At 39.2% G+C, this 14,160-nt stretch carries 14 protein-coding genes and 1 riboswitch; of the genes, 1 reads left to right on the top strand and 13 read right to left on the bottom strand.

What is annotated here, in order from left to right:
- Positions 1-10: 10 nt before the first annotated feature.
- The 7 genes from H0184_RS12455 to H0184_RS12425 form a co-directional block, all read right to left on the bottom strand.
- Positions 11-460 carry a MarR family winged helix-turn-helix transcriptional regulator gene (locus H0184_RS12455; RefSeq protein ID WP_221825300.1) on the bottom strand — a complete coding sequence of 150 codons (450 nt, stop codon included), beginning with the start codon at positions 458-460 and terminating at the stop codon, positions 11-13.
- 109 nt (positions 461-569) lie between these two features.
- A complete protein-coding gene (locus H0184_RS12450; protein WP_221825297.1) occupies positions 570-1,433 on the bottom strand; it encodes an aldose epimerase family protein in 864 nt (287 codons plus the stop codon).
- Positions 1,434-1,556: 123 nt separating this feature from the next.
- Complete coding sequence (gene gerE, locus H0184_RS12445; protein ID WP_009796032.1) at positions 1,557-1,781, bottom strand: spore germination transcription factor GerE; 225 nt, start codon at positions 1,779-1,781, stop codon at positions 1,557-1,559.
- A 161-nt stretch (positions 1,782-1,942) separates the two neighbouring features.
- Complete coding sequence (locus H0184_RS12440; protein WP_313771759.1) at positions 1,943-2,527, bottom strand: class D sortase; 585 nt, start codon at positions 2,525-2,527, stop codon at positions 1,943-1,945.
- Positions 2,528-2,811: 284 nt separating this feature from the next.
- Positions 2,812-3,573, bottom strand: a complete 762-nt coding sequence (gene sdhB / locus H0184_RS12435; protein ID WP_221825294.1) for a succinate dehydrogenase iron-sulfur subunit — start codon at positions 3,571-3,573, stop codon at positions 2,812-2,814.
- A 6-nt stretch (positions 3,574-3,579) separates the two neighbouring features.
- On the bottom strand, positions 3,580-5,337 hold the full coding sequence (gene sdhA / locus H0184_RS12430; RefSeq protein ID WP_221825292.1) for a succinate dehydrogenase flavoprotein subunit: 1,758 nt from the start codon (positions 5,335-5,337) through the stop codon (positions 3,580-3,582).
- A gap of 63 nt (positions 5,338-5,400) precedes the next feature.
- A complete protein-coding gene (locus H0184_RS12425) occupies positions 5,401-6,009 on the bottom strand; it encodes a succinate dehydrogenase cytochrome b558 subunit (protein ID WP_221825289.1) in 609 nt (202 codons plus the stop codon).
- Between the two features lie 436 nt (positions 6,010-6,445).
- Here H0184_RS12425 and H0184_RS12420 point away from each other — a divergent pair, with 436 nt between their 5' ends.
- The gene (locus H0184_RS12420; RefSeq protein ID WP_221825286.1) at positions 6,446-6,898 is read left to right on the top strand and encodes a YslB family protein; all 453 of its coding nucleotides are present in this window, start codon (positions 6,446-6,448) and stop codon (positions 6,896-6,898) included.
- A gap of 48 nt (positions 6,899-6,946) precedes the next feature.
- Here H0184_RS12420 and H0184_RS12415 read toward each other — a convergent pair whose 3' ends face one another.
- The 6 genes from H0184_RS12415 to H0184_RS12390 form a co-directional block, all read right to left on the bottom strand.
- Positions 6,947-8,170 carry an aspartate kinase gene (locus tag H0184_RS12415; protein ID WP_221825283.1) on the bottom strand — a complete coding sequence of 408 codons (1,224 nt, stop codon included), beginning with the start codon at positions 8,168-8,170 and terminating at the stop codon, positions 6,947-6,949.
- Positions 8,171-8,574: 404 nt separating this feature from the next.
- A riboswitch (Lysine riboswitch) is annotated at positions 8,575-8,754 on the bottom strand.
- A 70-nt stretch (positions 8,755-8,824) separates the two neighbouring features.
- On the bottom strand, positions 8,825-10,597 hold the full coding sequence (gene uvrC, locus H0184_RS12410) for an excinuclease ABC subunit UvrC (RefSeq protein ID WP_221825280.1): 1,773 nt from the start codon (positions 10,595-10,597) through the stop codon (positions 8,825-8,827).
- A 383-nt stretch (positions 10,598-10,980) separates the two neighbouring features.
- On the bottom strand, positions 10,981-11,295 hold the full coding sequence (gene trxA, locus H0184_RS12405; protein WP_221825277.1) for a thioredoxin: 315 nt from the start codon (positions 11,293-11,295) through the stop codon (positions 10,981-10,983).
- Between the two features lie 171 nt (positions 11,296-11,466).
- Positions 11,467-12,444 (bottom strand): electron transfer flavoprotein subunit alpha/FixB family protein, encoded by a 978-nt coding sequence (locus H0184_RS12400; protein ID WP_221825274.1) that lies wholly within the window; start codon positions 12,442-12,444, stop codon positions 11,467-11,469.
- 60 nt (positions 12,445-12,504) lie between these two features.
- Positions 12,505-13,278, bottom strand: coding sequence for an electron transfer flavoprotein subunit beta/FixA family protein (locus H0184_RS12395; RefSeq protein ID WP_221825272.1), 774 nt, complete (start codon positions 13,276-13,278; stop codon positions 12,505-12,507).
- An 88-nt stretch (positions 13,279-13,366) separates the two neighbouring features.
- Positions 13,367-14,140, bottom strand: coding sequence for an enoyl-CoA hydratase (locus H0184_RS12390; RefSeq protein ID WP_221825265.1), 774 nt, complete (start codon positions 14,138-14,140; stop codon positions 13,367-13,369).
- Between the last annotated feature and the right edge of the window lie 20 nt (positions 14,141-14,160).

Raw genomic sequence — 14,160 nt, 5'->3', positions numbered from 1 at the left:
CGCCTCTTTACTAACGCATATCTTGATGCAGTTTCATCAGGTTGTTTTGAAGTTGTTGAATTTCTTCTAATGAGAAATTAGTTAAAACTTCCTCTAAGTAAACTTGACGTTTCTTTATTACTTCATCTATTATTCTTTCACCTTCTTCAAGTAAATGAATTCTAACGACGCGACGATCCTTAGGATCCTTTACACGAACAACCAGTTGATTTTTTTCCATCCGATCGACGAGATCAGTGGTTGTACTAAAGGCCAAATACATTTTAGTAGACAATTCCCCGATGGTCATATCACCATCTTCAAATAACCACTGCAGTGCTACAAATTGCGGTGGTGTTATTTTATAATGACTAAGCATTTCCCTTCCTTTTTGCTTAATAATTCCTGAAATATAGCGCAAATCCTTTTCTATTCTAGCGACAATCTCCTCGCCAACCTTTTGTGAATTTTCGACAGTCATCCTTAATACACTCCTATGTGAGGCATCCCTTTGCCTGAATTTCGCAGAATTCCCCGTTCTTAATCTGCTCTTATTTTCTACTTTTTTCGAAGAAATTTCAACCTCTTATTTACTCAACCGTAATACTCAGATATGTTTTTAAGGTATCGTTAGGCGCAATAAGGGTAAGTTCCTCCTTGGTGTTCAGTTCCTTTGTATTAGCCATCCACGGTTCCACACAGACAAAGTCTTGTCCCTCTTCACTCCATAGAATTACATATTTAAATTCATCTCCATATGTCAATCTAATTTTTCTTTTATTTTCCGGTAAGGTAAAGGATATTTCACTCTTCACTGGGTCTAATAAGCCAAAAGATTCTTTCTTCCCGGTAAGATCTAAGCCGTCACTGACTTTCTTAATAAGCATATCGTTATAGTCTAAATACGTATTTGCGTCAGTTTCGTACTGAAGGTTCTTACTGGAGGTTTTAAAGTATGGATGAAACCCAGCATAGATCGGCATGGGAGCGTCTGACTTATTACTGTACTCCTGTTGAATAGTTAACCTATTTCCTTTTAAGATATATGTAAAAATGACTTCAAAATCGAATGGATAGGATTTTTTCGTTTCCTCATTACTATAAAGCGCCATTTTTAACGCTGCTTCTTGGTTGTTGGATGTCTCGATAACTTCCCAGGGATTGTTTCTTGCTACCCCATGATTTTTCATCTGATATACTTTTCCTTCCCATTCATATTCCCCATTCTCAAGTTGTCCTGAAATAGGGAAAAGAATAGGGATTCCGCCTCTGATATTTGCCTCTTTATTGTAAAATGTTTCTTTATTTAGAAAGAGAATCTCTTCCCCTTGAACGCCAAATCCGATGATAATGCCCCCTCTTTCAGGTGCAGCCTTTACCCATGAATTTGTTGTCGAGTCGATAAGCTCATAGATTTGATAATCACCGTCAGCATACTGTTTAACCTGATACATCTCATTGCACCTCTTCGTCTAAATATCTTCAAAACATACATAAACAAGTCTATACCAAAGTAAAGGTTCTTCCAAATCTGAAATAAAAACATGAACCGGCCTCCCGAAGGATGCCGGTCATGATTAAAGTTCTAGCTCTCCCATACGAAGGAGCTCTACAACTGCTTGTGAACGCCCCTTTACACCAAGCTTTTGCATAGCATTGGAAATATGATTTCGAACCGTCTTCTCGCTTATAAATAATTCACCTGCGATTTCCTTAGTAGTTTTATCCTGTACTAAGAGTTCGAATACTTCTCTTTCACGTTTGGTGAGTAACGGCTTGTGAGTATATTCATTCTCCTTCAAGTATTGTGACCCTCCTTGCCTTCGCCAGTTATGAACCATCGGGTGGGTATCTAATTAGTCACGATATCTTATGTGAATGACACAACTAGAGTGACTAGAAATGCTATGAGGAGAATAATTTTTAAAAAAATATTAGAAAAAAAAGCCCTGCGTAAAGGACTTTAAATTGGTTTTGCATAGATGATGTATCTTTGAGGTGCGTTTCCAACAAAACGGAATGGATAACAGGTGATGACGATTAATTCTTCCTTCGTGTTTTGCAGCGTAATGATTGTCCGATCCTCTGCATCTACAATCTTCGTATTTGTTAATTCATATTTGAATTTCCCATTTTGCATTTGTACTTCAAAGATATCTCCAGGCTCAAGCTCACCTAATCGTCGAAATACAGTATCTCGATGCCCCGATAGAACAATCTGTCCATTTTCACCTGGGAAGTAAGATCCCTTATAATGCCCGACTCCTTTTTTTAAATCGTCTGGGTCGGTACCCTCAACAATCGCTAATTCTGATTTTATCCTTGGAATCGTCAACAAACCGACCGTTTCACCAAACTTTGGCGGTTCGATTTTTTGAGGATTTTTAAAAGGTTCGTCCTCATCATATTTTGACTCTGCCTTTGCCACTATTCTTTTCGCTTCTTTTAATGAAGCATCACTCATAAAATTAGTCTCAAGTATCTGCCAAACTCCGATTCCAATTACAACAAGTCCTGCCAATATTATTAGTAACGGTAGTTTTTTCACCCTTATAACCCATCCTTTTTCCCAACTTCGAAAGAATCTTACTATTAGTATAGCAAAATGCAGTTTAAAAGTCCTGCCCTTAAAATAGGAAAAACCTCCTTTTCATAATAGAAAAGAAGGTTTAAAGAATTAGATCCAGCTACAGCGCCTAGGGGCTCTCAGGTCTAAGCCAATCCGTCAGAAAGGTTAAAGAACAACCTTCCCGCCGGCTAGTCTTATGCCTGTCGCCCCTAGGAAAAATTGAACTTAATTTTTCCCTGGTCAAGGCGCTTCCGCTTTTCAATTTACACTTGGTCGCTTCCGAAGAAGTTTTTAAATGCTTGAATCGTTGTATCACGGTTTAAGGCAGCAATAGAAGTAGTTAATGGAATTCCTTTCGGACATGACTGAACACAGTTCTGTGAGTTACCACAGTTTGCTAGTCCACCATCACCCATAATCGCTTCTAGGCGTTCAGATCTATTCATTTCACCCGTTGGATGCGCATTGAATAGACGTACCTGTGAAAGCGGCTGAGGTCCAATAAAGTTTGAATTGCTGTTAACATTTGGGCAAGCCTCAAGGCAGACACCACAAGTCATACATTTTGAAAGCTCATAAGCCCATTGACGCTTTTTCTCTGGCATACGAGGACCAGGTCCCAAGTCGTACGTTCCATCGATTGGAATCCAAGCTTTTACTTTCTTTAATGCATCAAACATTCTGCTGCGGTCAACCTGAAGGTCACGTACAACCGGGAATGTTCTCATTGGCTCTAGACGAATTGGCTGCTCCAGTTGGTCAACTAGTGCCGAACATGATTGGCGCGGCTTGCCGTTAATCACCATTGAACATGCTCCACAAACTTCTTCTAGACAGTTACTATCCCAAGTAATTGGGGTAGTAGCTTGTCCTTTTGTATTGACAGGATTTCTACGAATTTCCATTAAAGCAGAAATTACGTTCATATTCGGACGATACGCTAGCTCAAACTCCTCTTCAAAAGGAGCAGAATCAGGGCTATCTTGACGTGTAACAATAAATTTTACTGTTTTATTTTCAGACATGTGTTCCTACTCCCCTTTCTTTTTTGCATAGTTGCGTTCACGAGGCTTAATTAAGGAAACATCAATTTCCTCGTAATGGAAAGCTGGTGCAGATGAGCCATCAACAAATTTTGCCATTGTTGTTTTTAAGAAGTTTTCATCATCACGATTCGGGAATTCAGGCTTATAATGTGCGCCGCGGCTTTCATTACGATTGTAAGCACCGATTGTGATAACGCGTGCCAATTGAAGCATGTTCTGTAATTGACGCGTAAAGGTTGCTCCCTGATTGCTCCATTTGCTTGTATCTTGAATGTTAATATTTTTATATCGTTCCATTAACTCTTGAATCTTTTCATCTGTTTTTAATAGTCTGTCATTTTGGCGTACAACTGTCACATTATCAGTCATCCATTCGCCAAGCTCTTTATGAAGAACGTACGCATTTTCCGTACCATTTAAAGACATAATGGAAGCCCACTTGTCTTCTTGTTCCTTCACATGACGATCAAATACAGTTGATGAAACCGCATCTGAACTCTTCTCAAGACCCTTGATATATCTAACCGCATTCGGTCCTACGACCATACCGCCATAGATAGCAGAGAGTAATGAATTCGCTCCTAAACGATTAGCACCGTGCTGTGAATAATCACACTCACCGGCAGCAAAAAGTCCAGGAATATTTGTCATCTGGTCATAATCAACCCATAGACCGCCCATTGAATAGTGAACAGCAGGGAAAATTTTCATTGGAACTTTACGTGGATCGTCACCCATGAATTTTTCATAGATTTCAATGATGCCGCCAAGTTTAATATCTAATTCTTTTGGATCCTTATGTGAAAGATCAAGGTATACCATGTTTTCGCCGTTAATCCCCAGCTTCTGATCCACACAGACAGAGAATATTTCACGCGTTGCAATATCACGTGGTACAAGGTTTCCGTAAGCAGGATATTTTTCCTCTAGGAAGTACCAAGGCTTTCCATCCTTATACGTCCAAACCCGTCCGCCTTCACCACGAGCAGATTCACTCATTAAACGAAGCTTATCATCTCCTGGGATAGCCGTTGGGTGAATTTGAATCATTTCACCATTTGCATAATAGGCACCTTGTTGATAAACGATCGATGCAGCAGAACCTGTATTAATTACAGAGTTGGTTGTTTTTCCGAAAATGATTCCAGGGCCGCCAGTTGCCATAATAACAGCATCCCCAGCGAAGGATTTAATCTCCATCGATGTTAAGTTTTGAGCAACAATTCCTCGGCAGACTCCATCGTCATCGACAACTGAGCCTAAAAATTCCCAGCCTTCGTATTTTGTTACTAATCCTGCAACTTCATGACGACGAACCTGCTCGTCCAATGCATAAAGGAGCTGTTGTCCTGTTGTCGCACCAGCAAATGCTGTTCTTGAATGCTGTGTACCTCCGAAACGGCGGAAGTCCAATAGTCCTTCTGGCGTACGGTTAAACATAACTCCCATACGGTCCATTAAGTGAATGATACCAGGTGCTGCCTCACACATTGCCTTTACCGGAGGCTGGTTGGCTAAAAAGTCTCCGCCATACACGGTATCATCAAAGTGAATCCATGGTGAATCACCTTCACCTTTTGTATTTACTGCTCCATTCATACCGCCTTGGGCACAAACGGAGTGGGAACGTTTAACTGGAACAAGTGAAAATAATTCTACTGGTGTTCCTGTTTCTGCAACTTTTATGGTCGCCATTAAGCCGGCTAAGCCGCCGCCAACTATGATCACCTTACCCTTACTCATTGTGACTCACTCCCTTAATCCAAAAATCCAATATTTTTCAACACAGAGTATGAAGTTAATTTTTTAAACGAAAGCTAAAAGTGTTCTTAATGCTACGATTGAAAGAACTACGAAAACACCAATTGTAAAATATGTAGTTATTACTTGAGAACGAGGGGAAACTGTAATACCCCAGCTAACCAAGAATGACCACAAACCGTTCGCAAAGTGGAAAATAGTTGAAATGACACCAATTAAATAGAAAACAAACATGAATGGTGAAGATAGGATATCAGCCATCATGTCATAGTTAACATGTGCTCCGAATGCTGCTGCTACGCGAGTCTGCCATACGTGCCATGTAATAAAGATTAACGTAATGACACCTGAAACACGCTGTAATAGGAACATCCAGTTTCTGAAATATCCATATTTTCCGGCATTGTTTTTTGCGGTAAAAGCAATATAAAGGCCATAGATTGCATGAAATAAAATTGGTAAATAGATAATCACTGTTTCTAGGACAATTCTAAAAGGAAGGTTCCCCATAAAATCCGCAGCTTTGTTAAAGGACTCAGCCCCTCCTGTAGCAAAATGATTGACTACTAAATGCTGCACAAGGAATAAACCTATTGGAATAACTCCTAGTAAAGAATGCAATCTTCGATTCAAAAACTCACGATTCCCCGCCATAATTAACCCCCCTTGAATTTTTAACATGATGTTAAGCCTTTTCTATGGTTCTTGTAAATTAACTTAGCACCACTGTGACAATTATGTGACATGTCCATTTTACTCCCATCAGGAATAAGCGTCAAGAAAACGGATACACAAAAGTTTGGTAAAAATGAAATTTTTTAAATATATTGATATTATATTAAATTATAAGATTCATTTCACTAAATTGGCATTATCTTGTATTAAACCCAGCAGAATTACAATAAATATTTATGTTTTTCCTATAGACCAAAATTAATTTTGGGGAACATAATTATGATGAAAGAAAGGCTATTATATTGCAAAATAACAATCCTTCACTGCTCTAAAGCTTTACATATATTCCTTAAAAAGTGTTCTTACTCTAAGTCATAATTGTATATAATAGAGTGGTAGAAAGAGGGGATGCAAAATGAACGAAAGCACTGCCGTCGAACTTAATGTACAATCTGATGAATCAAGAAATATTTCACTATTTGGTTATGAGTTGATTAGAGAATTCATATTGCCAGAGATTCTGGGAAAAGACACACCCGAGATTCTTTACTGGGCGGGGAAGAGTCTCGCCCGTAAACACCCATTAAACACTTTTGATGACATCGTTGATTTCTTTGTAAAGGCTTCATGGGGACATCTCGAAATAAAAAAAGAACGAAAAGATGAAATTGAATTTGAATTAGCAAGCCCGCTAATCATTTCACGGGTCAAATCAAAAGCTGAACACTACTTTCAAATCGAAGCAGGCTTCCTTGCACAACAAATACAACTCCAAAAACAAGTCATCGCCGAAACCTTCGAGCATCCAGTAAAAAAAGCAAACAAAGTCCAATTCACAGTTAAATGGGATCGAAAAGACACACTTTAGCATGTAGAAAAAGCATTCATCGGCTGACACGATGAATGCTTTTTCATATTATTCGTTTTCTGCAGAAAGACCAAATGCTTGGTGTAATACTTCTACGGCTTTTAGCATGTGTTTTTCTTCAACTACTGCTGATACTTTGATTTCTGAAGTGCTGACCATTTTAATTTGAATATCGTTAGCTGCCAGTACTTCAAACATTTTTGCAGCGACTCCTGGGTTTGAAATCATTCCAGAACCAACGATGGACACTTTTGCTAATTTATTTTCAGCATCAAGCTGCTCATAATTTAGAACATCCTTGTTATTTTCAAGAACATTTAACGTAGCTATAAGGTCATCTGTTTTAATAGAGAAAGCAAGATTTGATGTTTCTGCTTCTGTTGTGCTCTGAACAATGATATCTACGTTTAAATGATTCTCCGCTAATGTTGTAAAAATGGTTGATAAACTTGTTAAAGAATTGGCAAGACCTAACACGCTTACCTTTGTAATTTCATCTTCAAATGCCACTCCACGGACTACAAGGTTTTGTTCCATTGATGCTTCCTCCTCAATCACTGTTCCTTCTACTCTTTCCAAACTTGAACGCACTTCAAGCCGTACCTGATAGTTCTTCGCAAATTCTACTGCTCTTGGATGCAGAACACCGGCACCTAGATTGGCAAGTTCAAGCATTTCATCATAAGACACTGATTTTAATTTTCGGGCACTCTTTACATATCGAGGATCTGTGGTGAAAACCCCAGTCACATCAGTATATATATCGCATTTATCCGCCTTAAGTGCTGCTGCAAGTGCCACTGCTGTTGTATCGGATCCACCTCGACCGAGAGTTGTAATCTCGCCATTTTCAGTGATGCCTTGGAAACCTGCGACAATGACCACTTTGCCATCAGCAAGCTGATTCTTTACCGTTTCCGTATTTATCGTAGTAATACGGGCATTACCATGAACAGGCTCTGTAACAATTCCTGCCTGCCAGCCTGTAAACGATACTGCTGGAAGATTTTGCTCATTTAGAGCCATGGATAATAAGGAAATGGTTACCTGTTCTCCCGTGCTTAACAGCATATCCATATCCCGTTTATTTGGCTGTTTAGAAATTTCCTTTGCTAAATTGACAAGCTGATCCGTTGATTTCCCCATTGCAGAAACAACCACTACGACTTGATTTCCTAAGTCGGTTTCAGCTTTTACACGCTGTGCTACATTTAGTATTCTCTCTGCACTAGCTACCGAAGTGCCGCCAAACTTTTGAACAATTAAACCCATCTTTTCCCCTGCTTTCAGTTATAGGTTTAGCTATCATTGTATCTTTTTCCGCAAAGGCTCTGTTATTATTCATTGTTGATTTTTGTGTAGGGTTGAGAAATCATAGGCGGAGAATTTCCGGCTATTTTTTATAGAGCAACCTTTAGAAGCAATATAAGCGGAGATATTCCGCTTAACTGCTTTAAATATGACAAATTACAAGGATTTGGATACAATAAGCGGAAAAACTCCGCCTATTTTTAAGGGAATAATAGAATTTCCCAATTTAAGCGGAAATTCTCCGCTTATTTTCCAAACATAGTGATATCAACATTCAGTTTTAACAAGAGCCTCCGAAAAATAAATAAAAGCAATGAGAGGGCATCTCATTGCTTTACATACACAAAAAAATTCTTGCGTCGACAATGTAAGATAGCTCTCCAAGACATAAAGTCTTGACAATCTGGTATTTATTCAATACTCAGACCAGCAAAGAAAGAAATGAGACTTTCTTCACTTCGGCGAACATCCCCTTTCATGATTCTTCCTAGAAGCTCATCCTTCTCAGAATCATTACTATTGAATTTCGCACCTCTACCTTCACTTCAATATTAAAAAGTGCTAGTATTATAAATTTTCACTTATTATAGCATAGCGTAAAATCTCTGACAATCACTAAGATTGAAGTTTTTTCATTAATTCTTCTACTGCAGGAGCTGGAATCCCAATTGCTCTAAACTCTTCAAACGTTGCTTCCTTCATTTTCTTAACGGAACCAAATTCTTTTAACAGCTGTTTTTTTCGTTTTTCGCCGATACCTGGAATTTCATCGAGCAATGATTGAAATGCACTTTTCCCACGGGTTTGACGATGGAAGGTAATGGCAAAACGGTGAACTTCGTCTTGAATCCGTTGTAATAGATAAAACTCTTGGCTGTTTCTTCCAAGCGGGATAATTTCAAGCGGATTACCATATAGCAGGTTAGAAGTTTTATGCTTATCATCTTTCACTAATCCAGCCAATGGAATATCTAAGCCAAGCTCGTTTTCCAGGACATCTCTGACTGCTTCCACATGCCCTTTTCCTCCATCAATAATAATGAGGTCAGGAAGCGGCAATTCCTCTTTTAAAGCCCGTGAATATCTTCTCCTAGTCACTTCTCGCATAGATTCATAATCATCCGGACCCTTAACAGATTTTATCTTATACTTTCGATATTCACGCTTATTTGGCTTTCCATCGATAAATACAACCATAGCTGATACAGGGTCGGTTCCTTGAATATTAGAATTATCAAAGGATTCAATTCGGTGAGGGGTGTAAATACCCATAAGCTCTCCTAAGTTTTCAACTGCCTTAATGGTCCGAACTTCATCCTTTTCAATGAGTGAAAATTTCTCATTTAGTGCTATTTTGGCATTTTTAATCGCCATTTTTATAAGATCCTTTTTCTGACCACGTTGCGGCTTTAAGACTTTTATTTGTAAGAGCTGTTCCGCTAAGCTTAAGTCGATTTCATCCTGAATTAGAACTTCTTTTGGTTTAATATGATTGGATTTTTCGTAAAATCGGCCAAGGAAGGTAAGAATCTCTTCTTCTGGCTCATTGAAAATCGGGAACATGGAAACATCACGTTCAATCAGCTTTCCTTGGCGTACAAAGAAGACTTGAACACACATCCAGCCCTTATCGACAGCATAGCCAAACACATCACGATCCGTAAAATCTGTCATCGTAATTTTTTGCTTTTCCATAATGGTTTCTATATGAATAATCTTGTCGCGGAATTCCTTCGCACGTTCAAAATCTAATTCCTCAGAGGCACTGTTCATTTTTTCAGTTAATTCTTTTTTAATCTCATTATATCCGCCATTTAGGAAACGGGTAATTTCGTCTGTCATTTGTTTATATTGCTCTTCATGCACCTCATTGACACATGGTGCCAGGCACTGCCCTAAATGGTAATACAAACATACCCGATCTGGAAGGGTTGAACATTTTCGCAATGGGTAAATTCGGTCTAACAGTTTTTTGGTTTCATTTGCAGCCATGACGTTTGGATAGGGACCAAAGTATTTACCCTTATCCTTTTTAACTTTTCTTGTGATAATAAGTTTCGGATGTCTTTCCGCCGTCAGCTTAATAAACGGATATGTTTTATCATCCTTCAACATCACATTATATTTGGGATCATATTTTTTAATTAGGTTTAATTCAAGCAGCAATGCTTCAATATTGGAAGAAGTGACGATATATTCAAAATCCTCAATTTCATTCACAAGCCGGAACGTTTTTCCATCGTGTGACCCTGTAAAATAAGAGCGGACTCGATTTTTAAGTATTTTAGCTTTTCCTACATAAATGATCGTACCCTGACGGTCCTTCATCAAGTAGCAGCCAGGCTGATCAGGCAGCAGAGTTAATTTTTGTTTTATATTTTCATTCATTACAAGCTGCTCCTCTCCGTCTTTTTATCTTCCTTAAAATTTTAAAGGATAAAGCAGATAAATAAAAGCCTAATTCTTTTTCCATTATTTTTAAAGGGCTTTGTTTATAGTCTAATTTTTTTTGGCACCCTGTTGATTGGAACGGAAGGCACGAAGACTCCTGCGGGAGGACGGGGCAGGGGAGACCCCGCAGGCGAAAGCACTGAGGAGGCTCCCCGGACCGCCCGCGGAAAGCGAAGTGCCTCGTGACAGGTAAAAACCCACCTGTCACTGCGGTGATTATTCGCAGAAGCTTTCCTTAGTGGAGAGGAAATCAACAGGACTATTTTACATAGCAATAAAAAACCTTAGCTAGGACAATCCTAGCTAAGGTTATCTATCGCTTAAGCGTGCTTTTCAAGCACACTTGCTAAAGCATCTTTTGGCTGGAAGCCGACAACTTTGTCAACCACTTCGCCATCTTTGAAAACAAGAAGTGTAGGGATACTCATAACACCGTATTTAGCTGCAGTTTCTTGGTTATCGTCTACATCTAATTTAACGATCTTAACTTTTTCGCCCATTTCTGAATCAAGTTCTTCAAGAACTGGAGCAATCATTTTACAAGGTCCACACCATGGAGCCCAGAAATCTGCAAGTACAAGGCCGGAACCTGTTTCAGCAGAGAAATTTGCATCTGTTACGTTTGAAATAGCCATTTGTAAAGCCCTCCTAATGAATACTAAATACAACGAAAGTATAGCACTGTTTAAACCATCATGCTAATAATCTGTCTCGGAATAATTTCCCCTAAAATAGTTTTCGTATTCTTTCTAATTGTATGTAATAAGGCGAACAGTTTTTTACTGCCCGCCTTAGTATTATTGCCATTATGAATGAACTTTAAGCTTCTTAAACTCTTCAGTAAGTAAAGGTACAACCTCGAATAAGTCACCAACAATTCCGTAGTCTGCTACTTTAAAGATATTTGCTTCTGGGTCTTTGTTAATAGCAACAATTACCTTAGAGTTAGACATACCTGCTAAGTGCTGAATAGCTCCAGAGATTCCGCAGGCAATGTATAAATCAGGTGTTACAACCTTGCCTGTTTGACCAATCTGTAAAGAGTAGTCACAATAGTCAGCATCACAAGCTCCACGAGAGGCACCAACAGCACCGCCTAAAACATTTGCCAGCTCTTTTAGTGGTTCAAAGCCTCCTGCACTCTTGACACCGCGTCCTCCAGAAATGACAACTTTCGCTTCACTTAAATCTACACCTTCGCTTGCTTTTCTAACTACTTCTTTAATAATGGCACGAAGGTCTTTAATTTCAACGGATAATGAAGCAACCTCACCTGTTCTGCTTTCATCTTTTGTTAAAGGTGCTATATTATTTGGTCTGACAGTTGCAAAAACTAAGCCATCCGTCACGATTTTCTTTTCAAAGGCCTTACCAGAATAGATAGGGCGTGTAAAGACGACATTTCCGCCTGCCACCTCAACAGCTGTAGCGTCAGAAATTAATCCAGAAGCGAGCTTAGCAGCAATTCTCGGTGAAAGGTCTTTCCCTTGAGATGTATGTCCTAAAACTAAACCTTCTGGGCTTTCCTTTTCTAACACTGCTAACAATGCTTGTGCATAACCATCAGATGTATACTGGTTTAGCTTTGCATCTTCAACGACAACAACGCGGTCAGCACCATATTGAATTAACTCCGCTCCTAAAGCGCTAACATTTTCCCCAAGTAAAAAACCAACTACTTCTCCGCCCTCTGCTACTGTTTTTGCTGCAGCAATTGCTTCGAAAGAAACATTACGCAAAGAACCGTCACGCGTTTCTCCTAATACTAATACTTTTCTAGTCATTCCTTTACCCTCCTGCAGTTCATTTTTGGCTAATCAAAATTTATGTTTAAAAACTGACGTTTAAATTACTTTCGCTTCTGTATGAAGAAGGTGAACGAGTTCTTTTACCTGGTCATTTAACTCTCCAGATAAAACCTTTCCAGCTTCTTTTTTAGCCGGCAAATAAATTTCAATTGTTTTTGTTTTTGCTTCGACATCATCTTCTTCAAGATCAAGATCATCTAATTCTAATTCATCAAGCGGCTTTTTCTTGGCCTTCATAATACCTGGTAAAGATGGATATCGAGGCTCGTTTAAACCTTGCTGCGCCGTGACCAATAATGGCAGGCTAGTTTCGATTACTTCAGAATCACCTTCAACGTCACGGGTAACGGTTACATTTGTACCGTTAATTTCAAGCTTCGTAATTGTTGTCACATAAGGAATGTTCAGCAATTCCGCAACACGTGGACCTACTTGTCCAGAACCGCCATCAATTGCTACATTTCCACCAATAATAAGATCTGCATCCTTATCTTTTAGGTATTCAGCAATGATTTTTGATGTAGTGAATTGATCGCCGTTTTCCACATCATCTTCAGTATTAATTAGGACCGCTTTGTCTGCGCCCATAGCAAGTGCTGTACGTAATTGCTTTTCAGCTTCTTCAGTTCCAACTGAAATAACGGTTACTTCACCGCCATTAGCATCGCGGACTTGGATTGCTTCTTCCACTGCATATTCATCGTAAGGATTTATGATAAACTCCGCACCATCCTCATTGATTTTACCGCCAGAAATAGTAATCTTTTCTTCCGTATCAAACGTTCTTTTTAAAAGTACATAAATGTTCATGGTTTCCCTCCTATAATGCAAACATTTTTTCTGTTTCAAAGATTAAGAAAATTTAACATAAAAAAATATTTTAACTCCTATGTGGAAGTTATTCACCTTTAAAATGCGGCTCTCTTTTTTCAATAAACGCCTGGATTCCTTCTTTTGCATCATTCGATACAAATATTTCTCCAAACAACTCAGCTTCTTTAGCAGAGCCTTTATAAAACTCTTCATTCTTAGCATAATTTAATAATTCAATTGTCGCCTTCAGGGACCCTGTACTTTTCTTAGCAATTTTCCCCGACAGTTTAAGTGCTTGCTCCAGCACTTCTTCTTCAGGATAAGCATGATTCGCCAAGCCAAATTGAACCGCTTCCATTCCTGTGATTGGCTCAGATGTGAAAAGCATTTCTGCAGCCCGTGCAACACCAACATATTTAGGAAGACGCTGTGTTCCCGCAAATCCAGGAATTAATCCAAGCTGCAGTTCAGGAAGACCAAGCTTCGACTTCTCACCCACTAAACGGATATGACAAGCCATTGCAAGCTCCAAGCCGCCGCCAAGCGCTGCGCCATGAATCGCTGCAATAATTGGTTTAGGGAATTTCTCCATCCGGTCAAACAAATCCTGTCCGAATTTCCCAAGATTCGCAAAACCCTCTGAAGAAGAAACAGTTGTAAATTCTTTAATATCCGCACCTGCTGAGAAGAAACGCCCTTCACCGTGAATGACAATCACCTTAATCTCACTGTTTGGTTCGATTTCATCCAAAACAGCCGATAATTCTCGTAACAGTCCTTGTGAGAGGGCATTTGCCGGTGGACGCTGAATGGTAATCGTCGCAATCCTATCTTGATAAGACCATTTTAAGTATTCCAAAAGAATCCTCCTCCTCTATA

This window comes from Neobacillus niacini (assembly GCF_019749295.1).
Lineage (GTDB): Bacteria > Bacillota > Bacilli > Bacillales > Cytobacillaceae > Neobacillus > Neobacillus niacini_D.
This window is presented reverse-complemented; position numbering and strand designations above follow the sequence as displayed.